Raw genomic sequence first — 24,645 nt, forward strand, 5'->3', positions numbered from 1 at the left:
CGCATCTCTGAAAAGAACCAGTTCAAAAACATTAGAGCACTTGCCTACGTTGACAGGGGCATGCACGCCTGGCGCCACCACCCGTCGGATCGGCCCGGAAATCTGTAAGGTGGCCTCGTTAACGTGTATTCGCCCTAAACTGCAATGTAAACGTCGTACATACGCCCGGTGCACTGCAGGCGCTCACTTCTCCCCCGTGTAGGTTCATGATACTGCGGACAATAGCAAGTCCTAGCCCAGTGCCCCCCTGCTTACGCGAGCGGCTTGAGTGCACACGATAAAAGCGTTTGAAAATGTGAGGAATATGTTCCGCTTCGATCCCGGCGCCTTTATTAGCAACCGCCAACCGGGTGGCCTCCGCATCCTGGGTAATGTCTATGGATACCACTTCACCGTGCGGACTGTGGCGTATCGCATTGGAAAGCAAATTGGATATTGCCCTCTGCACCATGAGCCGGTCGCCCTGGACCTCCGCTTCCCCGTGAAGGGTCAATGAGACAGACTTGTCTTCCGCCACATGGAGGAACATTTCTGCAATACGACCTGCCTCCTCATGTAACCTGATTGTTGTGAGCTGTAATGAGGAAGGTTGCGAAACACTGGCGAGGAACAGCATTTGCGAAACCATCTGTGACAAACGCTCCAGTTCTTCCGTACAGCTTTCCAAAGCCTGCTTGTAGCTTTCGGGTGAACGCTCCCGCGAAAGGGTGACCTGCGCCTTCCCCATCAGATTGTTTATGGGCGTACGTAACTCATGCGCCAGATCATCGCAGAAGTGGGCCATCTGGCTGACCTCGGCATCCAGCCGATCCAGCATGACGTTGATAGCCTGGGCAAGCCCTTCAAGTTCTTCCGGCAACCCTTGCGTCTGCATCCTTAAAGAGAGCTCCCGGGCGGAAACGCTTTGGCTGACTTCGCGAAAAGCCATCAACGGCTTCAGACCCCGCCGAACGAGCCACCAGCCAAACCCTCCCACCATTATCAGGATAAGCGGTAAGACCAGCAGCGCCGATTTGAGGTACGCATTCACCAGAAGCGCGTCATCCTTGCGCTCTAATACCAGAAATACTTTGACGGATTGACCTCCACGCAGATTGACCTCTTTGGATACCACCAGCATTTCATAGCCTTCAGGCGACACCAGACTGTGGTAGCTCTGGTCGCTATTAAGCTCCGCCAGAGGCAGCGCTTGGCCTGCGGTCGAACCAACACTGAGTAGCCGCTTACCATCGGTAGCGGTTTCGTCGATCATCAATGCTACATAGTCATGACCCGCGACTTGATCGCGAAGGTTATGTGAGTGCAAAACGATGTCGGCTTTGGTTGCAGCGGTTTCCTGAAGCGTGTGCTGAATCTGTTGGAGCTTCTCTGCCAAGCTTTCCCGAGCGCGAAGGTCGAGCTGATGGCTGATCTCGAACCAGGCCAGGATAACCATGGCGATCACGACAAAGGCACTCAGAGCCCCCACGCTCAACCCCAATCGCGTGGATAGCCGTCGTGGTGTCATTCGCGCAGCTCCAATACATAGCCAACACCTCGCAACGTATGGATCAGTTTTTTCTCGAAGGGGTCGTCTATCTTTGCCCGCAAGCGCCGAATGGACACCTCGACCACATTGGTGTCACAGTCAAAATTCATATCCCACACCATCGAGATAATTTGCGACCGCGTCATCACCTCGCCACTGTGGCGCATGAGCAGGTGAAGAAGGGCAAATTCCTTGGTGGTCAAATCAATGCGCTTGCCACCGCGAAAGGCACGATGCCGCCCTTGATCCAGCTCAAGATCAGCCACCGTCACCACATCGGGCGTGCTGGTTTTCTCGCTTCGGCGAAGCAACGTGCGCACCCGCGCCAATAGCTCCGGAAACTCGAAAGGCTTGACCAGGTAATCGTCGGCACCGCTCTCCAGCCCCCTTACCTTTTCGCCAAGGCGTCCACGCGCAGTCACCATCATGACCCGGGTATCGTGCGTTTTCCGGAACTCTTCCAGTACCTGCCACCCGCCCATCTCGGGAAGGTTTACGTCCAATATAATCAAATCGTAGTTTTGACTTCGCGCGAGGTACAAGCCATCTACACCCGTACCGGCAATATCGACCACATACCCACTTTCACTTAATCCCTGGTGCATGTATTCGGCAGTCTTTTGTTCATCCTCTACAACCAAAATCTTCATAGCCAATTTCCAAAATAACGTACAACTTTTAATCGAGCTTTCACCCAGCAATAGCCCTTAGCATAAAGTCTGTAGCCGCTTCAGGGTCAAGGTTTGTTTTTTAAAATCAGCGATTTCCAGCACATTTTCATGCCGATTGCAGGCAGCGGCCGCCTCGCCTTCATCAATAATTGTTTCAAAAAGTGTCCAATTCGCATTACCAGAATAAATATAGCCGAATACTCATGAGAACTAGTTAGATAACGAAATTGTAATGCTGCCGCAACGCCTTTGATAACCACTGTTTTCTAAATTGCCTTCGCCACAGTTCGGGCTGATGAGGTCTGGCTATTTCCAAACTTGTACAGAGGTCTTGTTGTGCTCAGCCATAGCAGCGCTTTCGCTTTCTGCTCAATGTCCCGATTCCCGCGCTTTCGCTGGGCGCTTTTGGCAGCCCTACTGCCGTTCAGCCCAATAAGCCTGGCCGCCCCCGCTTCGCTGTCCGAAGCGGTAAAAACCGCTTTTTCCAATAATCCGGACCTTGCCGCAGCCCAGCGCGAAATCGGTATAGCCGAAGGCGAGCGTGTGCAAGCTGGGCTGATTCCCAATCCGGTGCTGTCTTGGGAGACCGAGGACACCCGGCGCGCTACCCGCACCGAAACCATCACGCTAAGCCAGACCCTTGAGCTTGGTGGTAAACGTGGTGCACGCATAGATACCGCGCGTTTTGGCCAATCCGCTGCGGACCTGGCGCTGTCGCGCCAGGCTGATCTGCTGCGAGCCGATGTCACCCGGGCTTGGTTCGGGGCGTTACGTGCAGATACGGCACTGGCCTTAGCCAAAGAAGCTCAGGCGCTCGCGCGCAGAGGGGTTGAGGTCGCTCAAGGGCGGGTACGTGCTGGCAAAGCATCACCGGTGGAAGCTACGCGTGCGCAGGTTCAACTTGTGGAAACCGCCCTTGGCGTCAAGCGTGCGCAAACGGAACGCGCTAATCAATACCGCGCCCTGTCGCGCATATTAGGCCTTGCGGAGGGCGAGGTTACTGCATTGCCAGCCAATACCTCGCCGTCACCGGGCCTTCCTCCTGCCTCCATCGCGCTGCAGGCGATGCTTGGGCGCAGTACCGAGTTGCAACTGGCGCAGACGCGAATGGACCAAGCCGACGCCGCTTTGAGCCTGGAGCAGCGTAAGCGGATACCCGACGTCACGCTAAGCCTGGGTAGCCAGTACCAAGCGGTCGAGCGTGAGCGCGTGAATGTCATAGGCGTTTCGGTGCCATTACCACTGTTTGACCGCAATCAGGGCAATGTCTTGTCCGCCTCACGTCGAGCAGACCAGTCGCGTGACCTGCGTGTCGCGGCCGAGTTGAGTTTGCGCAGCGAAGCAGCGACCGCGCTCGACCAATGGAGCACTGCGGCAGTGCAGATACAAGGTTTCGAACGGGACGTTTTGCCCGCTGCCCGGCAGGCCGTTGATGCGGCTACCCGGGGGTTCGAGTTAGGAAAATTCGGCTATCTCGAAGTGCTCGATGCTCAGCGCACGCTGATTGGAGCACGCACCCAGTACCTCGATGCCTTGGCCACCGCTACGGAGGGCCGGGCATCCCTGGAGCGGTTGCTGGGTGACGTGGCCGCGTTGAGCCCCGCTTCGGCAGACATTCCCATTTCCCACTGACTATCTGCCGCCTCGCTGATGCCGGGGCTTCGGAGCTTTAATGAACAGAAAAAACCACGCCGCCCTGGTACTGGGCGTACTGGCGTTGCTTGCCGTCATCGGGGGCGCCGTGAGTTCGGTTGGGCCGTCCTTTGCCCGGGAAAGCTCGGCGCAACCCATATCGCCGGAAGCACACGGTGCAGCGGAAAGCCATGGCGAAGACGAGGCGGAACATGCACAAGGCGAACACGCCGAGGAGGGCGGACACGAAGAAGAAGGTGCCTTGAAACTCACTGCGGACCAGATCAATGCCGCTGGAATAGAGGTCGTGATGGCCGCCGCCCGCCCCATGCGGACCTCGGTGAGCTTTCCCGGTGAAATTCGCTTTGACGAAGACCGCACCAGTCACATTGTGCCGCAACTTGCAGGCTTCGTTGAAAAGGTCAATACCAACCTAGGCGAAACCGTCCGCAAGGGGCAGGTACTGGCAGTGATCGCAAGCCAGGATATCTCCCAGCAACGGAGTGATTTGAATGCAGCAAGCAAGCGTCTGGAGCTAGCGCGCATCACCTTAAGCCGGGAAAAAGCCCTGTGGGAAGAGAAGATTTCTCCTGAACAGGATTACCTGCAAGCCCGACAGGCGTACCAGGAGGCCGAGATTGAGGTGGCCAATGCCAAGCAGAAGGTCAGTGCATTGGGTGGAAACACTGCCACTGCCGGCGGCAACCGCTATGAACTGCGAGCGCCATTCGACGGCGTGATCGTGGAAAAACACCTGGGTCAGGGTGAACGGGTCGACAGCACTACCACAGCCTTCGTCCTGAGCGACTTAACGCAGGTATGGGCCACGTTTAACGTTCCACCGTCCGAGCTGGAAAAAGTCATCTTAGGGCGAGAAGTGACAGTCGATGCACCCGATCTGCAAACGCAGGTGCAAGGCAAGGTGGGTTACGTGGGCAGCCTTTTGGGGGAACAGAACCGCGCCGCTCAAGTACGTGTGACCCTGACCAACCCGCAAGGCGCTTGGCGTCCTGGCCTGTTTGTGAATGTTCTTGTGGCTGCGCAGGAAGCCACTGCCCCCGTCAGCGTGCCAGAAGCTGCGCTGCAAAGCGTAGAAGACCGGCCAACCCTGTTCGTACGGACCGATGAAGGCTTCACGGCCCGTACCGTCGACATCGGCCGTCGCGATGGCGGTTACCTTGAAGTGCTCAAAGGCCTGGAAGCCGGCGAGCACGTGGCCGCAAATGGCAGCTTCATCCTCAAGTCGGAGCTGGGCAAAGCCAGCGCCGAACATTCCCACTGACGCGCGCTGAGAGTGTTCCATGTTTGAAAAACTGATTCAGTTTGCTATCGAACAGCGCATCGTGGTGATGATTTGCGTACTGATCATGGCCGGCCTCGGCATTGCCAGCTACCAAAAGCTGCCGATCGACGCTGTACCGGACATCACCAACGTCCAGGTGCAAATCAACGCAGCCGCACCCGGCTTCACGCCGCTGGAAACCGAGCAGCGCATTACCTTCCCGGTCGAGACCGCTATGGCGGGGCTGCCAGGCTTGCAGCAAACCCGCTCGCTGTCGCGCTCAGGCCTTTCACAGGTCACGGTGATCTTCGAAGAGGGCACCGACCTGTATTTCGCTCGGCAACTGGTCAGTGAACGGCTCCAAAGCGCCAAAGAGCAATTGCCCGAGGATATCGAGGCCGTGATGGGGCCCATCTCCACCGGGCTCGGGGAAATTTTCCTTTGGACGGTGGAAGCCGAGGATGGCGCACTCAACGCAGAAGGGAAGCCTTATACCCCTACCGACCTGCGCGTGATTCAAGACTGGATCATCAAGCCGCAGTTACGCAATGTCCCGGGTGTGGCGGAGATCAACACGATCGGTGGATTTGCGAAGCAATACCAGGTTTCGCCAGACCCACGAAAACTGGCGGCCTATCAGCTGACCCTGGAGGACCTGATCCTTGCTTTGGAACGCAACAACGGCAACGTCGGGGCGGGGTACATCGAGCGTAATGGCGAGCAACTGCTGGTACGTGCGCCAGGACAGGTCAGCACTATCAACGATATTGCCAATATCGTCGTCACCACCGTGCAGGGCAGCCCTATCCGGGTAAGCCAGCTTGCTGAGGTGGGAATCGGGCAGGAATTGCGCTCGGGAGCCGCCACCGAGAACGGCCGGGAAGTGGTGCTGGGTACGGTGTTCATGCTTGTGGGCGAGAACAGCCGCACGGTTTCCAAAGCGGTCGCCGCAAAGCTTGCAGATATCAACAAGACCTTACCGGCCGGGGTGAAAGCCGTCACGGTCTACGACCGCACCACGCTGGTGGAAAAAGCCATCGGCACCGTGAAGAAGAACCTTATCGAGGGGGCAATCCTCGTAATCGTGATTCTCTTCCTGTTCCTGGGCAATATCCGCGCGGCCCTGATCACCGCCATGGTGATTCCACTGGCCATGTTGTTCACGTTCACCGGGATGCTCGGCAACAAGGTCAGTGCGAACCTGATGAGCCTGGGCGCCTTGGATTTTGGCATCATTGTCGACGGCGCGGTGGTAATCGTGGAGAACGCCATTCGCCGACTGGCCCACGCGCAGCACAGGCATGGTCGCAAGCTCACGCGCACCGAGCGCTTCCATGAAGTGTTCGCGGCATCCAGGGAGGCGCGCCGTGCCCTGATCTTTGGGCAGTTGATCATCATGGTCGTGTACTTGCCCATCTTCGCCCTTACTGGCGTCGAAGGTAAAATGTTCCACCCCATGGCATTGACGGTGGTCATTGCATTGCTGGGCGCAATGCTGTTGTCGGTCACTTTTGTGCCGGCGGCCGTGGCGATGTTCGTAACGGGCAGGGTCAAGGAGGAAGAAGGTCGGGTGATGCGCACCGCACGGCTGCGTTACGCGCCGGCACTGGACTGGGTACTGGCCCATCGCAACATCACCTTCAGCGGCGCAGTGACGCTAATCCTGCTTTCTGGAGTGGTGGCAAGCCGGATGGGCAGCGAATTCATTCCCAGCCTCAGTGAGGGCGACTTTTCGTTGCAGGCGATCCGGGTACCAGGTACGAGCCTGACGCAGTCGTTGGACATTCAGCAGCGGATAGAGAGTTCGATCCTTCAACATGTTCCGGAGGTGGAACGGGTATTTGCCCGCACCGGTACGGCAGAAATCGCATCTGACCCGATGCCGCCGAATATCTCGGATGCGTATGTCATGCTCAGGCCCACCGATCAATGGCCCAACCCTGAGAAAAGCCGCGAAACACTGGTCCAGGAAATCGAAGCTGCCGCAGCACTGGTGCCAGGGAGCAACTACGAGATGTCCCAGCCCATCCAATTGCGCTTCAACGAGCTGATCTCCGGGGTGCGTAGTGACGTCGGGGTGAAGGTGTTCGGTGATGATATGGCAGTCCTGAACCAAACCGCCAATCAGATCGCCGCCACCCTGCAAAAGGTGGAAGGGGCCTCGGAAGTCAAAGTGGAGCAAACCTCAGGCTTGCCCGTACTGACCATCAACGTGGATCGGGAGAAAGCGGCGCGGTTCGGTCTGAACATTGGCACGGTACAGGATGCCATCTCCATCGCCGTAGGCGGAAGACAGGCCGGCACGCTGTACGAAGGTGACCGCCGCTTCGATATCACCGTACGCCTGCCTGAGGAGCTCCGCACTGACGTTTCCACGCTGTCGCAACTACTGATCCCATTGCCAACCCAGACGGGCATCGAACCATCACGTGTCAGCTTCATCACATTGTCGCAGGTAGCATCGGTAGAGCTGGTGATGGGGCCTAACCAGATCAGCCGTGAGAATGGCAAGCGGCTGGTGATAGTCACAGCCAACGTGCGCGGCCGCGACTTGGGTTCGTTCGTGAGCGCAGCCGCGCAGGCCATCGAGTCAGGCGTGAAGGTGCCTGCAGGTTACTGGATCGACTGGGGCGGGCAATTTGAACAGCTGCAATCCGCCGCTCAGCGGCTGCAGATCGTTGTACCTGTCGCCCTGCTGCTGGTGTTCACGCTGCTCTTTATGATGTTCAACAACCTCAAAGACGGAATGCTCGTATTCACTGGCATCCCCTTTGCACTCACCGGCGGCGTGGTAGCCCTATGGCTTCGGGACATTCCCCTGTCCATTTCCGCTGGGGTGGGCTTCATTGCCCTGTCTGGAGTGGCGGTACTCAATGGCCTGGTGATGATCGCCTTTATTCGCAACCTGCGCGAAGAAGGTCGGCCTTTAACAGAGGCAATCCGTGAAGGCGCATTAACGCGCTTGCGGCCTGTGCTGATGACCGCATTAGTGGCCTCGCTGGGCTTCGTCCCAATGGCCCTGGCCACGGGGACCGGTGCTGAAGTCCAACGGCCCCTGGCCACGGTCGTCATCGGCGGAATCCTTTCGTCGACGGCGCTTACCCTACTGGTGCTGCCAGCGCTCTATCAGTGGGCGCATCGCCGCGACGAGGAGTGATCCAGACGCTGTCAGTGCTCCGGGAGACCGGGGCCCTGCCGGTGGAAATCGCCGCGTTCGACCTGAATGGTGCAATGACCGATGTGATGGGCATGGCTGACAGCCTCGATCACAGCCGCCAGTACAACGTCTGGGTCCGCCACTTCTGACTTGATCACCACATGCGCGGTCAGGAGATTGTGACCACTGCTGACGGCCCATACATGTAGGTCATGCACGGCCTCTACGCCGCCGATCTGGAGAATAGTGGCTTCCACTTCGGCAAGATTGACCCCATCCGGAACGCCTTCCAACAAGATATTCAGGCTTTCTCGCAGCAACTGCACTGTACGCGGCAGGACCCAAAGGCCGATACCGACAGCCACCAGCGTATCTACCCAGGTCCAGCCTGTGAAACGGATGACCAACGCCGCAACAATGACCCCTAGCGAGCCGAGCATATCGGCCCAGACCTCCAGATACGCCCCCTTCACGTTGAGGCTTTCACCGCTGGCGGAGGCCAGCAAGCGCATGGACGCAAGGTTTACCAGCAGGCCAGCAACGGCAATCCAAAGCATGACATTGGTGGCAATTTCCGCCGGCAGGAAGAACCGCTGCCACGCCTCGTACAAGATGTACATGGCCACCAGGAACAAGAGCATAGCGTTGAACGTTGAGGCCAATATTTCCAGGCGGGCGTACCCGTAAGTCCGCCGGCGATCAGCGGGTCGTTTGGCAATTTGCAAGGCCACTAATGACAAGGCCAGTGCTGCCGCATCCGTAAACATGTGTGCGGCATCGGAAAGCAGTGCAAGGCTTCCTGTCACCCATGCACCGATGACTTCAGCCAGCATGATGCCTGTGGTCATTGCCAAGGCAATAACCAGTTTTTTCTGATGTCCTTCGCGAACATCGCCATGGCTGTGCGAATGGCCTGCACCCATCGGTGCCTCCTTGAATCGATAATAGGAATACGAACGTTGGGTAACGCCTCACTGCGAGGGTTCCTACGATTTCACGTCAGCGGCAGGGGACAGAGAGGGGAGGACGGCAGAGAGAACAGCAAGCTGGGCGCCTGCTGTCCTAGGGGGGTCAGAGCACGGAAAGCGGGTATTCTACAATCAGGCGGATTTCATCCAGATCCGATTCAAATGCGGTGGCACGGGTGGTCGCCTGACGCAGACGGAACGAGGCATCCTTGAGCGTACCACTGCGTACGACGTACTTCGCCTCGAGGTTACGTTCCCAACGCTTCTGGTCAGAGAGCGGATTGCCATCACCATCGCGACGCATGTACACATCGTTTGCCCCTGAATAGTCGGCATCACGCCCTTGGGCGTAACGCGTCATGAGCGTCAAACCGGGCACGCCAAAATGGCCCATGTCAATTTGGTAGCTGACCATCCAGGATTTTTCTTTCGGCGAGTTGAAATCGCTGTATTGGATAGAGTTGTTAAGGTATATGGAGTCCGATTGCCGAAGATAATCGAAGTCATCGCTCCCGTTGTTCTTCTGCGCTGAAAACGCCAGGGTATGAGGGCCATAAGTAGCGCCAATACGACCACTGAAGATATTGTTGCTGAATTCACCCAGCAAGCGCTTTCCTTCATCGGTAGCATTGTAATAGTTAAAGTCCGCGAACAGCGCAAGGTTGTCGTTTATGGGGTAGCTGTAGTTGACGCCAAAGTAATGCTGGTCCCAGGCGTCCTTGAGGCGACCGGTGTATAAACCCAGCGTGAGGTTTTTATTCAGCTCGTAATTTCCCCCTACATATCCAGCCCAGGGCGAATCGACTGGCCCTGCGTAAAAGGTCGCAAAATTCTCGTTAAGACTTGTGTCCTGTGGCTGGCTCATGGCGTGGACCCGGCCGCCCATCAGTGTCAGCTTGTCGATACTGGTGTTGGTAACGGTAAACCCTTTAAAGCTTTCAGGCAGCAACCGGGAATCACCGGCGGCCAGAACCGGCGTGTAGGGGGAGACGTCTCCGACGTTGATAACGGTATCAAATAGCCGGGCTTTGAGAGCTCCACCCGCTTTGACATATTCATCATCTGCCCGTCCGTCATCATTGACGGGCATTACATTGATACTACCGCCCGGGCCATAGCGGCCTTTACCGCTATCGAGCTTCAAACCCACCATGGCGAAGGCATCAAAACCAAAGCCTACTGTGCCGGCGGTAAAGCCGGATTCGAAGCGGGCGATGGCTGCCTGGGCCCAGGCCTCGGAGTAGCTGTCGCCGGACGCATCGGACTGCCCCTTACGGTAATCCCGGTTTATATAGAAATTGCGATTAAGTATGTTCAAGCTACTGCCCTGGATAAAGCCTTCTTTGGCTTCAACGGCATCCTCGGCATTGGCCTGGCAAGCCAGCACGGCGCACAATGCGCTCAGGCTGAAAATTGGGATTTTGTACATCATCTGCTCCTGATTCCTTGGCAGTACCTGGATAATAAGGCTGGGCAACGTTATAGCGCGCTCCATTTATTGTTTACCGCAAAGCGGTACCACCATCTTCAACGGAATAGGATAACGGCAAGGTGATCGTAGAATTACAATTCTGAAATGTTCGATATAATTCTACATTCACTAAAGCTCAAAAGTCCGAGTGCAAAAACCAACCTTAATGCCTGGTGCGGCATTCACCTTGGTCGCGGTACCGAACCGATTGAGGCTCCCCTTGCGAGTCCTCAAAGCTCATGATTTTACTGACGACTCCGCAATATATTACAGGGCGGGAAGTGTAGATCAGTTTTGCTACATCCAGCTTCATACCGTAACGGTAATCCACTACCTCTGGTACGGGTTTACCCGTTTGCTGGGAATAGGCTTCCAAGGATTTCTGGTTTTGTTTCTCAATTTCCAGGTCCAGTGCTTTAGGGTTAGCTTTCGCCAATGCGACGGGAGCGAGCAAAGCCATCACCACTGTCAAAATCATGTTTTTAGGTTTCATTCTGGAGGTGCCTCGTTTCAAGTTGGAGGTATTATCCAAAACGCTTCCTAACGAGAGGGTTGCTTGAAAATGACAATCCAGAAATAAAAAAAGCGCTCGATGAGCGCTAAAAAATTCACCTCCAACCAAAGGAGCAGAAAGGTGAATAGGCCGCACGTGAGAACCGCAGGAGCAATCCACATTCATGCATTCCCTATAATAAGCTTGTATTAATAACCTAAAAATGATCGAAAAATTACAATTTTGTAATGAATGAGAAATACCATCACTCTAAATTCCCTATTTGCTCAGCGGCATCACACCAGCGGTCTAGCCAATTAGACTTACTTGGGAATAATTAGGATGGCCCTACGTAGCTACCCATCATGGCCGCCTCGCACAGAGGTAACCCGGTCCCGGCATCAGGGCCAGCTGCTGCCAGAGGGTGCCCAGCCGCGGACCGGCCGCCGAATACGCCGGACCTTGTAGCGCCGTGCTGTCGCAGGGAATCACGTCCTCCAAACTGAAACGCACATAACCGTATTCGGCGTTGGCCAGCTGCAAGGCACCCTGCGCATCAAACGCGGCATACACCGCATCTTCCCCGATCCAGAAGGCACGCAAGGGGCGGGCCAGGGTCCAGACTTCGTTAGCCGCTTTCATCTGTATCCTCCTTAGCGTCAGCCCCTAACGTTAGGCCAAGGATGGACGCCAGGGTCGTTTACAGCGACGAAATGATCAGGTAGCGCCTTCGGTTTCAAAACGCAGGGCTTCGCGGCGGATAGCGATTGCGCGCGCCGTTCTCCAGGATGGCGACAGCAGGCCCATTCCCAACCACGCGCTTAGGGTTATACTGTATATTCATACACTATAACCGGACAGCCGCCATGGACGCACAGCCTTCAAACTCACTGCCCGCGCCCGACCAGGACGCGTTCTCCCTGGGTATCCCGTCCATGCTCGCCGCGTGGAAACACCACTGCACGTTGCTCAATCATGAGCTGGACGAGGCGTGCCGCGAACTCGCCAATGGCCGGCGCCGGATCGCCCAGCTGGTGACCCAGCACGACAGCGACCAGCAGCGGCTCAAACACCAGCAGGCCCGGATCGGTGAGCTTGAAACCGAAGTGAAGCGGCTAAAGGACCGGCTTGTCGCCGCCATGGCCCGTGAAGCCGCCGGCAACAGCGCCGCGATCTACGAGAACGCGTACCACGGCACGCCGGCGGCAGCGCGGCTTACAAGCCATCCCTGAGACATTAGGCCTCCTCAATGCCAGTATGGTGGCGATACCACTCCCACCACTGGTGCAGCAGGGCCAGGCGCTCGCCATCCACTTGCGTCACCGTCGGGGGCGGGCCATCCAAAGTGCTGTCGCGGGGCTCATCGCGGCGGGTCAGGCGCCAGTGGGTCACCCCGCTGATGCCCAGTGCCTGGCGTTCGTCGTACCAGCGCGCTCCGCTCAAGCTGAACGTGCACCGGTGCAAGTCACCGCCATACGCGGGGCTGTAGACGATGTATTCGAGCTCTCCCTGATAGTCATTCCAGGGCAGGGCGTCGCTACAGGCCACCCAGCCGTGCCCCAGCGGCAGGATCAATTCACACGGCCATACCGTTGACCACAGGTCATTGCCCCCCGTTTGCCGGCCCATGGCCGGCGTAGCAGGGTCGGGGCCACCGGTAGACGTCCGGGTATCCGGGGCCTTCAGCGCGCCCGCCAACGCCTGGTGCGCGCCGGCCGGGTTGAACACCGGTCCCCAGTCGTCCAGGGTGTAGATCGGGCCGGTTTTGGTGAGGGTTACGCCGGCCTGCTCGCTCGCCTGGGCGGCCAGGTGCGTCACGGTCTTTTTATCGAGGCCGGTCCTGGCTGCGACCTTGACCAGGGTCGCGTCGGGCGTTGCCTCGATGGCGGCGAGGACCGCGAGCATTCGGCGCAGGTCGCCTTTAGGGTAGGTCGCAATCACGGTCATCACAGTTCAAAGGTGCGTTTAATGCACCTACTGTAGCCAGAGCCACACGCCTTGTCACGTTGAAAAAAAGCCGCGTACCGCCGCCGTGACGATTGCCGCGTCAGCATCATCATCCGGTCAGGCCGGGGGCTCAAAACGCATGCCTTCACCGAAGGCACCGTGCGGACGTTCAAACGCTGCCTGCTCTGAAAGCCTGCGCGCACGCGCGCCCGGTTGAGGCGCAGCCAGGCGAGGCCTGGCTGGGGCGATTTATCCGGGTCTTGGCGCCCGTAGGGTGGCCGCAGGCCAGGGCAGGGCGGGGACCGCCCTGGGCCGCCTAGACAGGCTTTAGTCGGGACTGAAGTTCACCTGTCCACGCCGTGCCATCGGCACGAAATGCGTGGGCATTATGCTTTACGAGGGGGGGCTCCACACCTCGTAATTCCCTGTTTTTCCGGGACGGGTAACTGAAGAGGGTATAAAATTCCATTTATTTCAAAGCCTCCACAAGCCGCCGCGCTGAACGCTCCCGGGGCGGGCGATTCGGGGGCAAAATCGGAGGGATTAGGGCAGTTGCCTGGCCGGGCGATACCCGCTGGAAACCTCGGTTAAAAACGCACTAAATCGCAGGCGTGACAACGCCTCCGCGTGAGCGGATACGGATTTTGGGCAGAACAGGGGGGTTATTTGGCTTTGTTGGCCACCGACGCAAAGAGCTTGTCCATCGCGCTCTGGACCTTGTTCGCGGCCTTGACGGCCGTGTTACCTCGCGTCTCGGGTTGAGGCTGGACGGGCGCCTTGCGTGGGCGCTCTACGCCGGCCTCGCGCGCTTCCTTCGCCTGCCAGCGCTCCCGGGACACCTCACGGCGCTGGAGCTCCAGGGAGTGGCGTTCCAACTCGGCCATGCGCTGTTGCCCGATGTCGCGCAGCGCGGCGTCACGGCGCTTCTTGGCCGACTTCTGCACGCGCTCGTAGACGTAGGCCAGACCCAGGTCTTTCCAGAACAGCTTGGTGAAGCGCACCAGAACACGGGTGCGCACCAGGTGCAGCCCGTTGTCGTCCCTTTCGTCCAGGCGCACGCGCTCGATGCGACGGTACACATAGCCGGCATCGTCCAGGGTCTTCAGCAAACGGCACAGCGCCGGCGCGGAAATGCCGGCATCTTCGGCAATGCCGCGCTGCGTATTGAGCACAAAGCGCCCGTTCTGCGGATCGATGTAGCCCAGCACACTGGTGGCCAGGTCCAGGCGCACCAGCAGCTGCTCGGCCACCCGCTCGATCGCGCAGAATTTCTCACGGCGGGTGCGGCGATCACCGTGAACGCCGTCCAGGCGGCGCAGGTAGCGGCCGCGGTAGCTGACCATGTTGCTCAGCCGCTCATAGGCGCTACGGATCAGGGGGTTTTTCAGCTGCTGTTCGGTGAGGTGACGCGGCGCGGCATAGCGGGCAGGCATCGGCCGGCCGGGGCGACGCAACGCGGAATGAGGGTCAGAGGGGGCGAGCCTGACGGCCTTGAGGTGGCTCATGCTTCACCGCCTGGGGCTCTCGGGCCATGCGCTGCGGTGAAGCTATTCAGGTCTGGGTGTCGCTCGGTGTACAGGCTAAAGCCGGGGTACGGCACAGCCTGCGGAGGAATCTTTTCCATAAGTCCGCCATTCAGCGGTGAGCCACTTAGGATCACTTTTTGGGGCTTGCACGAAGCCGTGGTGATCGCCATAATTGGCTCACGTTATGTGTGCTGGACAGGTACCCGATCTCAAACAGGCCTGTTCAGGATTTTCCAAAAAGCCCCGGCGCCAACCGGGGCTTTTTGGTTTCTACGATTTGGTTATCTCACTCAAAATCTCTTTCTATCTGGTTCACGTCGGCCTCTAAACGGCTGCGCAAGCACCGGCGTACAGCGTTCGGGAACGCAAAGTGCGTGAACACTATCACCACAGAAATTTCTCTGCAACGAAAACGCGTCGGCACTAAGCCACATTTTCTTTGCTATGCATAGCAAGCTAGAACGTCTGAAGCCCCCGTGGCGCCTAGGATTCACTTCAATTCGTTACGTAAGTTATGTAAGTTACATAACTTATGTAACTTATTCGCTTTCGCCGTCTGGCTCCCGGTTGGCGCGGGGTTCAGCCTGAGAAGCGTCTTCTAATAAGGCAATTATTTCAGCCTTGCTTAGCTTCCGAAGCGCGATGATTGCGGCACGTATCACGTCTGAACGGGTTGCCTTGAACTCACGCGGCAGCATCGAAAGCTTATCGATCTTCAGATTGATATCTTTGGACAGCGAGAACGTTGTGCGCACGAAAGTAGGCGCTTTTCGACGCTTGCGCTTCGCCTTGGGCGTTGCGCTGAGAGGCGCAGCTGCAATGAATGCCAGCGCGGCTTCCTCGTTGGCTTCGGTCGGCGGAACCGCCTGCTCAGGCTTACGAACCAAATCCTTCAAGCCCATGATCTGCTCCCCCAGAGCTCGGTGGCCAACGTTTCGATTTCTTCCTTGGCTCGCGGGTCATTGCCGCTTTCAAGAACGGAGCAACCGTCTTCATCGGCATCGTCGTAGACGTTACGGGCTGTAGTGATCGCATCCAAGGGCAGAATGCCAAAGGACCGGCATGCCTCCTTGGCATCAAGAATTCGCTGCACTTGGCTAGGCAATGCGGGGCATTGCGTGATCACGGCGCGGATCGTCAGCACAGGATTCACGGCTGTGGCTAACCGGGCTAGATTGTCCACCTTGGGTAAGGTCTTCAAGTCACGCCGCTTTGGTCGGAACGGAATCAGCATGTGCGTCGCGACAGTCATAGCCGAACGCAATGCTTCAGAGTCCGACCCTCCAGCATCGACCACAATTTGCCTGTATCGACCTCGTAGGTCCGCTAGCGTTTGCCTGATATTACCGTGGGCCTGCACGACTGGGATTGCCGGCAAATCTCCCTGAGCAGAGCGCTCAGCTGCCCAGTCTGCGGTAGTGCCTTGAGGATCTGCATCGAGAAGAAGGACATCGCCACCTCGGGCTTGCAGCCATACGGCAAGGTTTTGAGCAAGACAGCTTTTACCGCTACCCCCCTTTTCACCGCCTAGTAGAAGAATCATAGGAGCACTCAACCTCAACCGAATAAGTTACGTAACTTACATAAGTTTCAGTCGCTTCGCTATGATTGTCTGCATCAGCCTTTGCGCTCGCCACGGGGCATAGGTGGCCTAAGCGAACAAGTGTAGGTTTAGTCGGCACGTAGGAGCCGCTTGCTAGGCCGCGTGCAATCGAGCGATTGCAGGCACGTCTTTATGCTGCGCCTGCCATAAATCGTAGGCCGATTGCCGAGCAAGCCACATATGGGCCTTGCCCAAGCCGGCCAGCTCCAGGCGCCAAGCCAGGTCAGCAGTGATCGCGGCTCGACCATTAAGGATCGTGGACAATTGCCCCCTAGAATATCCTAGGTGCTTGGCCAGCGCTGTGACGGACAGCTTCATTTCAGGCAGTACGTCTTCGCGTAGCGCCTCGCCTGGATGGGGAGGGTTGTGCATGGTCATCTAACGTTCTCCTGTCAGTGGTAGTCCAGGTAATCCACCAGTTCTACATCAGTATCGATAAAGCGGAATATCACCCGCCAGTTACCCGACACGCTCACCGACCAGAAACCTGCAAGCTCGCCTTTGAGCGGATGCAGGCGCATTCCTGGTTCGTCCATGTCATCAGCCACCTTGGCCACATCCAGCGAAGCCAGAATCCGCCGCAACCGAGCGACGTGATCGGCTCTAACGCCTTTGGCGTTGCCGGTCAGATATAGGGCCTTGATGCCTTTATGTCGGAAGCTTTTTATCATGTCTGGAGTGTAAGGTTATCCATTACACCTAGCAACCATTTTTTGTAAGCTTAAACCTTACAGAGCAGGATCCGGCTAGAGGTGAAAGGGGGCCGCTTTCGACCCTCAGCGGCCATTGAAAGCAAATCTGATTTACCGCTCCATGGAAATAGGTAGACTAGTCTACCCATTCCGGAGGTTGCCACTTGCCAGCTTTAAAAACGAAGGCCGCCAAAGCGCGCTTGCTTGAGGCCGCAGCGACGCTTTTTTACAACGATGGCATTACCGCGACGGGCATTGACGCCATTACCGCCAAAGCTGGCGTGGCGAAGATGAGCCTGTACAACAATTTCAAATCGAAGGCTGACCTGGTGGCCGCCTTTATCGAGGCACGGCATGCCGAGTGGCTCGCACTATATGAAGCCCGCTTGGCTGAAGCCAGGACAGCTCAGGAACGCGTTCTGGCCATTTTTGATGCCTACGCGGACCATGCAAATTCTGCCTATGAACGCGGATTCAGGGGTTGTGGTTTGCTAAATGCTGCTGCCGAATTGCCCGCAGGCGACGTAGGACGTGAGGCAGTTCGACGCCATAAAGAGCATGTTGAGCAGCTCCTGGTGCAACATCTGGCCGAGTTATCGCCGCTTAGTCCTGAAGCCGCTACTCAAACGGCAACCCATCTATCCTTTCTTTTGGAGGGCTCAATGTCCCGCGCAGGCCTGGAGGGCAACGATGCACGGGTACAGCAAGCTCGGCTTATCGCGGCCTCGCTATTGGAGGCAGTAAGATGAGCACACGGGCCTTACCTGTTAGCCGCGGATTTGGCGTGTTCTGCGTTTTGGCTGCCTCTGTACTGTGGGGGACCACAGGCACCGCTGCGACCTTCGCTCCTGACGTAAGTCCATTGGCCATTGGTGCCGCTGCCATGGGGATTGGCGGGCTGTTGCAGATGCTTTTGGCGTTTCGACAGATCAAAGGGGACGGAAGCCTTCTGCACAGCCACTGGGCCTTCGTGCTGATCGGGGCTATCGCAGTCGCCATTTACCCTTTGGCGTTCTACACCTCAATGCACCTGGCTGGCGTCACCATCGGTACGGTAGTTACCATCGGCTCAGCTCCACTCTTGAGTGCGGTCATCGAACGAGTGTTCGATGGCAAGCAGCTCACCGCAAGGTGGCTTGTCGGCGCATGCCTTGGGTTACTTGGAACTGTGCTGCTGTGCATTGCCAAGGCTCAAGGACATGCTAGCTCAGCTGTTCACGTGTCACTGTCAGCAAGCGTCTTCGGCGTTGTGCTTGGCCTGCTTGCAGGCGCTACGTATGCCCTATATTCCTGGACGGCTCATCGACTCATGAGAAAAGGTGTGTCTTCCAGCGCCGCCATGGGTGCTACGTTCGGGCTGGGCGGCCTCATGCTTCTTCCGGTTTTGTTGTTGACGGGAGCCAGCTTGGTGGAGAGCTGGAGCAATGCGGCGGTAGGTCTCTATATGATCCTGGTACCAATGTTTCTGGGATACATCCTGTTCGGGCTTGGGCTTTCGAAGGTTGCAGCAAGCACTGCGACCACGCTATCGCTGATTGAACCCGTGGTAGCTGCGGTATTGGCAGTCGTCATCGTAGGCGAGCGCCTCCCTTTGCTTGGTTGGGTTGGTGCAGCTCTGATTGTGGGGTGTTTGTATTTTTTGGTAGCTCAACCAGAGGTGCAGCACGAAGGTACTCAAGCGCAGCGGGTATAACACTTCATAAGGGTTGCAGCCTGAGACGGAGGGCAGCTATGGGTCGGTAGCTGCCGGTAAGAATCGTCGAAACCGCCCCGCCTGGGGCGGCTTCAGTCAGGACTGATCAGTCCGACCCCATGCCGGCTTCCTGCTCCGGCTCTGGTAGCTCCGGCCTTCCTGCTGCAACGGCCAAGCCCTTCGGTGTGGTGTCGGCCACTTCGCGTTCTGGCATGGCGGGTTGTGCTGACCACTCGCGGCGATTGGTCGTCTTCTCCTTCACCGTGCCATCTTCGGCCACTTCCTGCACCACGACTGGCCGCGTGCCGAGGTCTACAAGGCGCAGCTGGTCACCCACTACCAGGTCTGTGTTTTCCATGATGTTATCAATGGCCTGCTCCAGACCTACCCCCCACACCGTACGCTCGCCGGCGTCGGTCTTGAGCGTGACGAAGTAGCTCATCTGCTTGTCGTCCTGGTGCTGGTAACGCGCTGCGCCATGGTCCACCAGTTCGCCCTCGATGATCTGCGAATTGGCCTTCGCGGGACTTTCGGACGGTGCCGGCACCACTGCCTGCAACCGGTCTTCGACCTGGTGAACAATCCCGACCGCTGTTTCCGTCGCGGCGTCCAGAGCCTGAACGGTTTCTGGCGAGCCCTTGGCCTGCGCGTACAGCGCTTCAATGGCGCCCTTGAACGTCTCGCGGTAAGCGTCGTTTTCCATGTAGGAAGCGAGCATGGCGGCGGCCTCGGGCGTCTTGTCGTCGGTTGCGATCAGCCACACCGCATGGTCTTCAGCCCTGAGGCTCATCACCGTGTCCGAGGCTCGCACGTCTGCCTCAGTGAGCGGCATCGCCTGCCGCCAGGCCGCTTCGCGCCTGACCATCTCGCTGGGGCTTTGCGCGTCAGGATCTAGCCCAACGCCGGCCTTCGGCGCGGCCGCATTCGCTGGCTGCTCCTGACCAGGCTCATTAGCCCGTTTAGCGGTGGCCTGGTCAACGTCCTTCGACGTGTCCACACCGGGCTCGATGGTTTGCTCGTCCTTGGCAATATCCAACTCAGCACGGCGGGCGGCCAGGCCCTGGTTCATCGCCTTGTCGGTGAAGTGAACATCAAGGCCATTTTTGGCCACGGCCTCGATTACCAGCTTCTTGAAGTCAGCGGTACCGTTGATCGTCAACGTGCTGCCAAAGCGCTCCTTGGCCAGCTCCAGGGCCACGGCCACACCCGATTCGGTAATGCCCGTGCGGCGCATCGAGATAGCTTTGCCGGTATCCACAAACAACGTCTTGTCGGTCGCTTTGTCCAGGTAATGCACGTTCTGGCTGAATTTGGCCTTTTTGGTATAGAGGTCTTTGGCGCTCAGATCGCGGGCGCGTTCCGCAGCGGCCTGCGGGTCTACCTGGTTGGCGAAGCGATCCATGATGCGCTTCACGCGGTCCCGCACGCCTTCAGGGTTAGGCCCTTTGGCCCCGCTGATCTTGAAACCCGGTTCGTCCTTTTCTTCCTCAATTAGCTGTCGTATGGCTGCACTGCCCATAAAATCTACCTCGGTGCTGGGTTGGGGGGATTGAAGCTGTTCACGCGCTCGCAACCGCTCGAAGGTCAGCACGGAGATCAGCTGGGCCTTGTCCTGGCGGGTCAAGCGGTCATCGGAAAACACGGCGCGCCGGGTCGAATAGAACTGCTGGTCAATGCGGCGCATGACGTGGCGGTGAGCCGGCAAAATCTGGTTGTGCTGCGCCTCCCGCGTGAAATACGCGGCCACCGTTGAGGCGTGCTTGTTGGCTGTCAGGGCCTTGATGGGCGCCCGTTTGAACACCAGCGGGTTTTCTGCAGGACGCTTGAGAGGGTCGAACAACATCCGTCCGCGCTGCTCGATGTCCTTTACCGTGGCCACGCGATGGGGGTTTCTCGCATAGGGCGGCACCGTTGCGCCTATCCGGCGCTTGTGAGGTTTGCGGGCTGCACGGGCCTGGCCAGCGCCTTGGCCTGCGTGCACGGCCTTAGGGATGGACGTGCCGGCTTGGGGATCGCTGGCCAGCGTTTTGAAGGGCTTACGCAAAAACACCAATTCACGCTGCGCAGGCTGCTTTAGCGGTTCGAATAAGCGCCGGCCGCGCTCCTCGATGTCCGCAATCGTTGCCACCCGATACGGGTTCTTCGCGTAGGGCGGGATTACGCGTCCAGCTCGTTGTACTCGGGCATTTCGTGGATTTCGGGTAGCTCCGACGCGTCGCCGGCCTGTTGAGCCTGCTGGCGCTGTTGTTCCCGCTGTTGCCTGAGAAACGGCGGCAGGCTGGCCTCTTCTTCCTCCTCGCTCAACTGCGGGCCGGCTGCGCCCTCCTCGTCCTCCTCCTCGTACAGATGATCGCAGTCCAGAATTTCCTCCTGGTTGCGGCTGTCCCAGGTGAACGTGTGCATCACTGGGCAGTAACACCGTACCGTCACGGCTTCGGGTCGATCCGGCTTGCCAGTGATTTGCCACATCGCTGACGGACAGGTCTTGCAGGCCATCGGCAGACTGGGCAGCGCGTCGCCCCGTAGTTTCAACAACACTTCGCTGGTGATCTCGCGGCCGTTTGCCGGGCTGTAAGTCATTGTGCTCTCCATGGATTCGGTAGAATTTCTGTTCACGCTCAGCAAGTAATTGCTGTTTTACCTCGGGGCTAGCGTCCACATAGCGCTTACGAAACGAGGGCGTAGCCTTTTCCACATACTTGATTTCCCTGGCGCGTTGCGGCCACTCCGTCAACCGCTGCGCAATGACGGCTTTATCCAAGGGCGGCTTCTTCAACTCGCGTCGAACGATAAAATCGTCCTGGAAAATAGTCTCTTTCAGGTTTGTGTACTTGGTATCACCCGGTAGCTTTACCGCCAGATACTCATTGTCCTTACCCTGGTTGCGAATTCGCGTATCACCGTAGGTAGAAGCCAGTTCGTAAAAGTCAGCACGGGTGGTGACATTCCTTTCAATGACCTGCTTGACCAGGGACTGCTTGAACTCGCGGTTCTTCCCATAGAAATCATCGCCCTTGTACCTGGACAACACACTGGCCGCGTCTCTGATGTCTACTCGGACACGCTCCCTGGGTGAAACAAGGTTGTATTTCTGGTTTAGGTACTCTTGAAACGCTTCAAAATGCTTTTCGTGGTTTTTATAGAAGCCTACGGGGTTGGCTTCACTGCCGCTGAGCAGGTTGATCCGGGGCACGATAACGTGGATGTGAGGCTTACGCTCGATGGCTTCGCCGGTCTTCTTATCGTTTACCCATTTGAGCTTTGGCAAATGCGCTTCGGCGTAGAAATTGAATTCATCCTCCTTATAGGCATACATCAGAAACTGCTTGAATTCGGTAGTTACCGCATGAAGCGTTGCCTCGGGTATAATGTCTTCATGAAAGCTGAGCGTGAAGGTTAGGTACCGGTCCTGGCCACGGTCGGGAATGCTTTCATAGATCGCCCGGGTCAGGTCCAAGTCACCCGACAGGACCATTCGGTGGTCCAGTTCATCGCGGCTTAATTCGCAACCTGATTTATTGCCTTTTTCAAGATATTCCTGCGCGCCAGTGTTGTACCCACTCGCCCTAATCAACATTGGAGATACCTGTCAGAAAGCGTGACTCAATCGAGGCTAGTTTATTAAGCCATTTGAGATAGACGGATTCCGAAATCAAACCGCGCCGGTTGGCGGCATTCACGCTGTGAGCCAACTGGTTAATGTTGTTACTGGCCTTGTTATAGAAGAACAGCAATCGGTAGTAATCCACCGGCCTGGCTTGCTTGACGTTGAACGTGACTTTGGAGTTCAGGAAAACATCGCGTAGAAATTCGGATGTAGTCATGCCCGTGGCTTTGAGCTTCTTGTCGATTTCAGCAAAATCTTCCTCGGTCACGCGCAGGGTAAGGACGCGGGTTTTCTTGGACTGCTCAGCCATAGGGCCTCCAACAATGACGATTGCTTTGATGACTGACGACGAATGACAAGCGAAGCGCTAGCGCGCTGCGGGGTTGCAAAGGGGTGTCCCCTTTGGCACGTCGATGTAGGAGGGGGCTTGCCCCCGTATACATCGGTAACGTGCCTGTTCAGAGATTTTGAGAGAGGTGGTTACATCAAACGTGCATCTATATTGCTCGGGAATGCATCGAAAATGCTCTGCATTGCGTTTTTATGCATCAGTGATACGCTCTGATACGACAGGTTTACATCACTTTTACATCACTCGGCGGACAGAAAGGGACGAAACGTGGCTCAGGAAACCCAAAACCGGCGTGAAGCCTTGGCTGAACTGGTCCAGGACAACTCAGCAAGGTCATACACCGCGCAAATTCGTGACGTGTATGACGTAATCGAGAATGCTCTTAGGTCAGGGGTAAGCAGAACCGTGATTCACCAGAAACTGGTGGATACGGGGCTGGCCATCAGCCTTCGCCACTTTGACCAGGCGCTCTACAGAATCCGTAAAAGCCGTAAGCAACCTGAACAGGCTAAACACCTACTACCTGAAAAAAGCCCTAGCGTAGCGGCCAAAAAGCCGGCCCTGCTGAGCGGCGATACGCTCAAGCCCCAGGCAAACTTCAGGCAAAGCCTGAAGCAAATCAGGGCTGAGGTGGAGAATACGGACTGGGCCCAAGTGATCAGCGACGCAAATCGCAAGGCCCAGCCTTGAGTGAAGTAGCTTTTGCGCAGTAACTACTGCGCAAATTGTTTTTTTATGGCCGGTGGTAGCTTGTCAATCACGGCCCGCTGATGAATGTATTCATCATAGAACCATTTATTGGTGTCATTAACATCCTGTGCCTGTATCGCAAGCCAGCCCATTGCGCACACCATGACCACGCTCACCGCGACGAATCCTGCCAGGATCATATAGTTGAACCGCGTGGCCTGGGTGTCGCGGACATTGCCGGATAAACCCGCGATGCGCTTCTCCAGGTTCTCGATTTTGGCGGCTGCACGATTTAGAGCAGGCTCAAAAACCCGCTCCAGACTTTGGTGAATGGCCGTAGACATCTCTATGGCGACATCAACCCCGGCTTTGGCGGCAGTGGCTTCTATTATTTCCTTAGTGCTTTTCTGTAAAAGCAATGCGGTATCCTCCGCATCCTCTACGGCGTCGGCCACAATATCCAGCGAATCCCGCATAGACACTTCAAGCATTTTCGGGATGCTTTTAACATCATCGTGCAAGCGGCCTACGTCGCTTAGAAGCTCAATAATCAGAGCATCACGCGCCGTAGACGGGATAATTTCATGTTCGCTCATTTGACAAACTCCAGGTTAAACAATTCTGCGAACACTGCGTCAAGCTTACGATTAACGCCTTTGCACAGGAGTTTCAAACCGTACATATCGGACCACTTGTCACGCTCTTGCGCGCTAGCTTCTTTGTTTTTAAGCAGCGCTTTATAGTCCGTCTCATCTTCCATGAGGCTTTGCATGGAGATTCGATTGATGGATAAGGCATCGAACAATTCCGATTCGAACACCGCGCATTGATAGTTCATCTTGAACGCGCTTGCCCGCTGGTAATAAGCGGTGATGATCGGAAATTCGGCTTCTACGTCGCGTTTAACGCGATTGAATACGACGCGGATCTTGTCCGCTGGAACGCCCATGGAAGCAAGGCTGCCGATCATGCTGACCGTCTCCTTTTGCTCCTTGGTGCCAGAGGTGACCGGGACCACGTAATAGTCGATTTCTTCGTGGGCTTCTTCAAAGCCTTCCAGGTTGGACATGAAGTCTTCGACGTTGGAAGCGCCTACGTCGATGATGGCCTGGTCTTCCAACATGAGCCGTTTGAACAGCTCGCGGAATTTGTTACCGCGCAGCTTTTCCACGTCCAAGCCCAGGTTTTCAGCCGTCTCGTTGATCGATTCGATAGCGTAGATCGGAGCGCCGTCCATGCGAGGCGAAAGCAGGTTGGCGGCGATGGTGGTTTTGCCTACGGTGCCGGTGTAGTTGATAACGATGACTTTCATTTGGGTATCCTTCAGATAGGG

At 57.0% G+C, this 24,645-nt stretch carries 25 protein-coding genes; 8 read left to right on the top strand and 17 right to left on the bottom strand.

Going from position 1 to position 24,645, the window contains the following annotated elements; all coding sequences use genetic code 11:
* Positions 1 to 118: 118 nt before the first annotated feature.
* Positions 119 to 1,507: a heavy metal sensor histidine kinase gene (locus BN1188_RS00420; protein ID WP_040259200.1), complete on the bottom strand. Its 1,389-nt coding sequence runs from the start codon at positions 1,505 to 1,507 to the stop codon at positions 119 to 121.
* Positions 1,504 to 2,178, bottom strand: a complete 675-nt coding sequence (locus tag BN1188_RS00425) for a heavy metal response regulator transcription factor (RefSeq protein ID WP_040259201.1) — start codon at positions 2,176 to 2,178, stop codon at positions 1,504 to 1,506. The genes BN1188_RS00420 and BN1188_RS00425 overlap by 4 nt, the downstream gene beginning before the upstream one ends.
* 393 nt (positions 2,179 to 2,571) lie before the next feature.
* Here BN1188_RS00425 and BN1188_RS00430 point away from each other — a divergent pair, with 393 nt between their 5' ends.
* Genes BN1188_RS00430 through BN1188_RS00440 form a run of 3 tightly spaced genes read left to right on the top strand, consistent with a single transcriptional unit; the run spans position 2,572 to position 8,270 of the window.
* The gene (locus tag BN1188_RS00430; protein WP_040259260.1) at positions 2,572 to 3,831 is read left to right on the top strand and encodes a TolC family protein; all 1,260 of its coding nucleotides are present in this window, start codon (positions 2,572 to 2,574) and stop codon (positions 3,829 to 3,831) included.
* A gap of 40 nt (positions 3,832 to 3,871) precedes the next feature.
* Positions 3,872 to 5,113, top strand: a complete 1,242-nt coding sequence (locus BN1188_RS00435) for an efflux RND transporter periplasmic adaptor subunit (protein ID WP_040259202.1) — start codon at positions 3,872 to 3,874, stop codon at positions 5,111 to 5,113.
* 19 nt (positions 5,114 to 5,132) lie between these two features.
* A complete protein-coding gene (locus tag BN1188_RS00440) occupies positions 5,133 to 8,270 on the top strand; it encodes an efflux RND transporter permease subunit (RefSeq protein ID WP_040259203.1) in 3,138 nt (1,045 codons plus the stop codon).
* An 11-nt stretch (positions 8,271 to 8,281) separates the two neighbouring features.
* Here the strand turns inward: BN1188_RS00440 and BN1188_RS00445 are convergent, their stop codons facing one another.
* The 4 genes from BN1188_RS00445 to BN1188_RS00460 all read right to left on the bottom strand — a co-directional run bounded on the left by BN1188_RS00445 (position 8,282) and on the right by BN1188_RS00460 (position 11,844).
* Positions 8,282 to 9,193, bottom strand: a complete 912-nt coding sequence (locus BN1188_RS00445) for a cation diffusion facilitator family transporter (protein WP_040259204.1) — start codon at positions 9,191 to 9,193, stop codon at positions 8,282 to 8,284.
* Between the two features lie 148 nt (positions 9,194 to 9,341).
* Positions 9,342 to 10,667: an OprD family porin gene (locus BN1188_RS00450; protein ID WP_040259205.1), complete on the bottom strand. Its 1,326-nt coding sequence runs from the start codon at positions 10,665 to 10,667 to the stop codon at positions 9,342 to 9,344.
* Between the two features lie 205 nt (positions 10,668 to 10,872).
* Positions 10,873 to 11,202 carry a DUF2790 domain-containing protein gene (locus BN1188_RS21455; protein ID WP_088776173.1) on the bottom strand — a complete coding sequence of 110 codons (330 nt, stop codon included), beginning with the start codon at positions 11,200 to 11,202 and terminating at the stop codon, positions 10,873 to 10,875.
* A 363-nt stretch (positions 11,203 to 11,565) separates the two neighbouring features.
* Positions 11,566 to 11,844, bottom strand: a complete 279-nt coding sequence (locus BN1188_RS00460) for a hypothetical protein (protein ID WP_040259206.1) — start codon at positions 11,842 to 11,844, stop codon at positions 11,566 to 11,568.
* Positions 11,845 to 12,068: 224 nt separating this feature from the next.
* Between BN1188_RS00460 and BN1188_RS00465 the strand changes: the two genes are divergently transcribed.
* Positions 12,069 to 12,434, top strand: coding sequence for a hypothetical protein (locus BN1188_RS00465; RefSeq protein ID WP_040259207.1), 366 nt, complete (start codon positions 12,069 to 12,071; stop codon positions 12,432 to 12,434).
* Positions 12,435 to 12,438: 4 nt separating this feature from the next.
* Here BN1188_RS00465 and BN1188_RS21790 read toward each other — a convergent pair whose 3' ends face one another.
* From BN1188_RS21790 to BN1188_RS00495, 6 genes are all read right to left on the bottom strand, one after another.
* Positions 12,439 to 13,149, bottom strand: a complete 711-nt coding sequence (locus BN1188_RS21790; RefSeq protein WP_232430877.1) for a hypothetical protein — start codon at positions 13,147 to 13,149, stop codon at positions 12,439 to 12,441.
* A 662-nt stretch (positions 13,150 to 13,811) separates the two neighbouring features.
* Positions 13,812 to 14,582 carry a MarR family transcriptional regulator gene (locus BN1188_RS00475; RefSeq protein WP_040259263.1) on the bottom strand — a complete coding sequence of 257 codons (771 nt, stop codon included), beginning with the start codon at positions 14,580 to 14,582 and terminating at the stop codon, positions 13,812 to 13,814.
* Between the two features lie 632 nt (positions 14,583 to 15,214).
* Complete coding sequence (locus BN1188_RS00480) at positions 15,215 to 15,577, bottom strand: hypothetical protein (RefSeq protein WP_052469089.1); 363 nt, start codon at positions 15,575 to 15,577, stop codon at positions 15,215 to 15,217.
* Positions 15,568 to 16,218: an AAA family ATPase gene (locus BN1188_RS22155; protein ID WP_040259208.1), complete on the bottom strand. Its 651-nt coding sequence runs from the start codon at positions 16,216 to 16,218 to the stop codon at positions 15,568 to 15,570. Before BN1188_RS22155 ends, BN1188_RS00480 begins: the two co-directional genes overlap by 10 nt.
* Positions 16,219 to 16,371: 153 nt before the next feature.
* Positions 16,372 to 16,656 (bottom strand): HigA family addiction module antitoxin, encoded by a 285-nt coding sequence (locus BN1188_RS00490; RefSeq protein WP_040259209.1) that lies wholly within the window; start codon positions 16,654 to 16,656, stop codon positions 16,372 to 16,374.
* A 14-nt stretch (positions 16,657 to 16,670) separates the two neighbouring features.
* Positions 16,671 to 16,949 (bottom strand): type II toxin-antitoxin system RelE/ParE family toxin, encoded by a 279-nt coding sequence (locus BN1188_RS00495; RefSeq protein WP_040259210.1) that lies wholly within the window; start codon positions 16,947 to 16,949, stop codon positions 16,671 to 16,673.
* A 185-nt stretch (positions 16,950 to 17,134) separates the two neighbouring features.
* Between BN1188_RS00495 and BN1188_RS00500 the strand changes: the two genes are divergently transcribed.
* Together BN1188_RS00500 and BN1188_RS00505 are read left to right on the top strand one after the other, a co-directional pair.
* Entirely contained in the window at positions 17,135 to 17,719 is a 585-nt protein-coding gene (locus BN1188_RS00500; RefSeq protein ID WP_040259211.1) for a TetR/AcrR family transcriptional regulator, read from the top strand.
* Entirely contained in the window at positions 17,716 to 18,663 is a 948-nt protein-coding gene (locus BN1188_RS00505) for a DMT family transporter (RefSeq protein ID WP_052469090.1), read from the top strand. Before BN1188_RS00500 ends, BN1188_RS00505 begins: the two co-directional genes overlap by 4 nt.
* 106 nt (positions 18,664 to 18,769) lie before the next feature.
* Here BN1188_RS00505 and BN1188_RS21805 read toward each other — a convergent pair whose 3' ends face one another.
* Both BN1188_RS21805 and BN1188_RS21810 read right to left on the bottom strand, forming a co-directional pair.
* Positions 18,770 to 20,506, bottom strand: coding sequence for an LPD7 domain-containing protein (locus BN1188_RS21805; RefSeq protein WP_040259266.1), 1,737 nt, complete (start codon positions 20,504 to 20,506; stop codon positions 18,770 to 18,772).
* A 314-nt stretch (positions 20,507 to 20,820) separates the two neighbouring features.
* Entirely contained in the window at positions 20,821 to 21,243 is a 423-nt protein-coding gene (locus tag BN1188_RS21810; protein WP_040259212.1) for a hypothetical protein, read from the bottom strand.
* 526 nt (positions 21,244 to 21,769) lie between these two features.
* Between BN1188_RS21810 and BN1188_RS21815 the strand changes: the two genes are divergently transcribed.
* Positions 21,770 to 22,063, top strand: a complete 294-nt coding sequence (locus BN1188_RS21815; RefSeq protein ID WP_148485227.1) for a hypothetical protein — start codon at positions 21,770 to 21,772, stop codon at positions 22,061 to 22,063.
* A 166-nt stretch (positions 22,064 to 22,229) separates the two neighbouring features.
* On the opposite strand, the gene BN1188_RS00525 is transcribed toward BN1188_RS21815, so the two are convergent.
* Positions 22,230 to 22,580 (bottom strand): plasmid mobilization protein, encoded by a 351-nt coding sequence (locus tag BN1188_RS00525; RefSeq protein WP_040259214.1) that lies wholly within the window; start codon positions 22,578 to 22,580, stop codon positions 22,230 to 22,232.
* Between the two features lie 309 nt (positions 22,581 to 22,889).
* Between BN1188_RS00525 and BN1188_RS00530 the strand changes: the two genes are divergently transcribed.
* A complete protein-coding gene (locus BN1188_RS00530; protein ID WP_040259215.1) occupies positions 22,890 to 23,312 on the top strand; it encodes a hypothetical protein in 423 nt (140 codons plus the stop codon).
* Between the two features lie 23 nt (positions 23,313 to 23,335).
* Here BN1188_RS00530 and BN1188_RS00535 read toward each other — a convergent pair whose 3' ends face one another.
* A complete protein-coding gene (locus BN1188_RS00535; RefSeq protein ID WP_040259216.1) occupies positions 23,336 to 23,908 on the bottom strand; it encodes a hypothetical protein in 573 nt (190 codons plus the stop codon).
* Positions 23,905 to 24,624 carry a StbB family protein gene (gene stbB / locus BN1188_RS00540; protein ID WP_040259217.1) on the bottom strand — a complete coding sequence of 240 codons (720 nt, stop codon included), beginning with the start codon at positions 24,622 to 24,624 and terminating at the stop codon, positions 23,905 to 23,907. Before stbB ends, BN1188_RS00535 begins: the two co-directional genes overlap by 4 nt.
* Positions 24,625 to 24,645: the final 21 nt, after the last annotated feature.

The organism is Pseudomonas massiliensis, assembly GCF_000826105.1.
Lineage (GTDB): Bacteria > Pseudomonadota > Gammaproteobacteria > Pseudomonadales > Pseudomonadaceae > Aquipseudomonas > Aquipseudomonas massiliensis.

Coding starts and splice junctions, on each gene's coding strand:
- BN1188_RS21455 (WP_088776173.1), bottom strand. CDS start 11,202: ATGAAACCTAAAAACATGATTTTGACAGTGGTGATGGCTTTGCTCGCT.
- BN1188_RS00435 (WP_040259202.1), top strand. CDS start 3,872: ATGAACAGAAAAAACCACGCCGCCCTGGTACTGGGCGTACTGGCGTTG.
- BN1188_RS00495 (WP_040259210.1), bottom strand. CDS start 16,949: ATGATAAAAAGCTTCCGACATAAAGGCATCAAGGCCCTATATCTGACC.
- BN1188_RS00460 (WP_040259206.1), bottom strand. CDS start 11,844: ATGAAAGCGGCTAACGAAGTCTGGACCCTGGCCCGCCCCTTGCGTGCC.
- BN1188_RS21790 (WP_232430877.1), bottom strand. CDS start 13,149: ATGACCGTGATTGCGACCTACCCTAAAGGCGACCTGCGCCGAATGCTC.
- BN1188_RS00480 (WP_052469089.1), bottom strand. CDS start 15,577: ATGGGCTTGAAGGATTTGGTTCGTAAGCCTGAGCAGGCGGTTCCGCCG.
- BN1188_RS00525 (WP_040259214.1), bottom strand. CDS start 22,580: ATGGCTGAGCAGTCCAAGAAAACCCGCGTCCTTACCCTGCGCGTGACC.
- BN1188_RS00425 (WP_040259201.1), bottom strand. CDS start 2,178: ATGAAGATTTTGGTTGTAGAGGATGAACAAAAGACTGCCGAATACATG.
- BN1188_RS00490 (WP_040259209.1), bottom strand. CDS start 16,656: ATGACCATGCACAACCCTCCCCATCCAGGCGAGGCGCTACGCGAAGAC.
- BN1188_RS00430 (WP_040259260.1), top strand. CDS start 2,572: ATGTCCCGATTCCCGCGCTTTCGCTGGGCGCTTTTGGCAGCCCTACTG.
- BN1188_RS00440 (WP_040259203.1), top strand. CDS start 5,133: ATGTTTGAAAAACTGATTCAGTTTGCTATCGAACAGCGCATCGTGGTG.
- BN1188_RS00445 (WP_040259204.1), bottom strand. CDS start 9,193: ATGGGTGCAGGCCATTCGCACAGCCATGGCGATGTTCGCGAAGGACAT.
- BN1188_RS22155 (WP_040259208.1), bottom strand. CDS start 16,218: ATGATTCTTCTACTAGGCGGTGAAAAGGGGGGTAGCGGTAAAAGCTGT.
- BN1188_RS00465 (WP_040259207.1), top strand. CDS start 12,069: ATGGACGCACAGCCTTCAAACTCACTGCCCGCGCCCGACCAGGACGCG.
- BN1188_RS00535 (WP_040259216.1), bottom strand. CDS start 23,908: ATGAGCGAACATGAAATTATCCCGTCTACGGCGCGTGATGCTCTGATT.
- stbB (WP_040259217.1), bottom strand. CDS start 24,624: ATGAAAGTCATCGTTATCAACTACACCGGCACCGTAGGCAAAACCACC.
- BN1188_RS00450 (WP_040259205.1), bottom strand. CDS start 10,667: ATGTACAAAATCCCAATTTTCAGCCTGAGCGCATTGTGCGCCGTGCTG.
- BN1188_RS00475 (WP_040259263.1), bottom strand. CDS start 14,582: ATGCCTGCCCGCTATGCCGCGCCGCGTCACCTCACCGAACAGCAGCTG.
- BN1188_RS00505 (WP_052469090.1), top strand. CDS start 17,716: ATGAGCACACGGGCCTTACCTGTTAGCCGCGGATTTGGCGTGTTCTGC.
- BN1188_RS21810 (WP_040259212.1), bottom strand. CDS start 21,243: ATGACTTACAGCCCGGCAAACGGCCGCGAGATCACCAGCGAAGTGTTG.
- BN1188_RS21805 (WP_040259266.1), bottom strand. CDS start 20,506: ATGTTGTTCGACCCTCTCAAGCGTCCTGCAGAAAACCCGCTGGTGTTC.
- BN1188_RS00420 (WP_040259200.1), bottom strand. CDS start 1,507: ATGACACCACGACGGCTATCCACGCGATTGGGGTTGAGCGTGGGGGCT.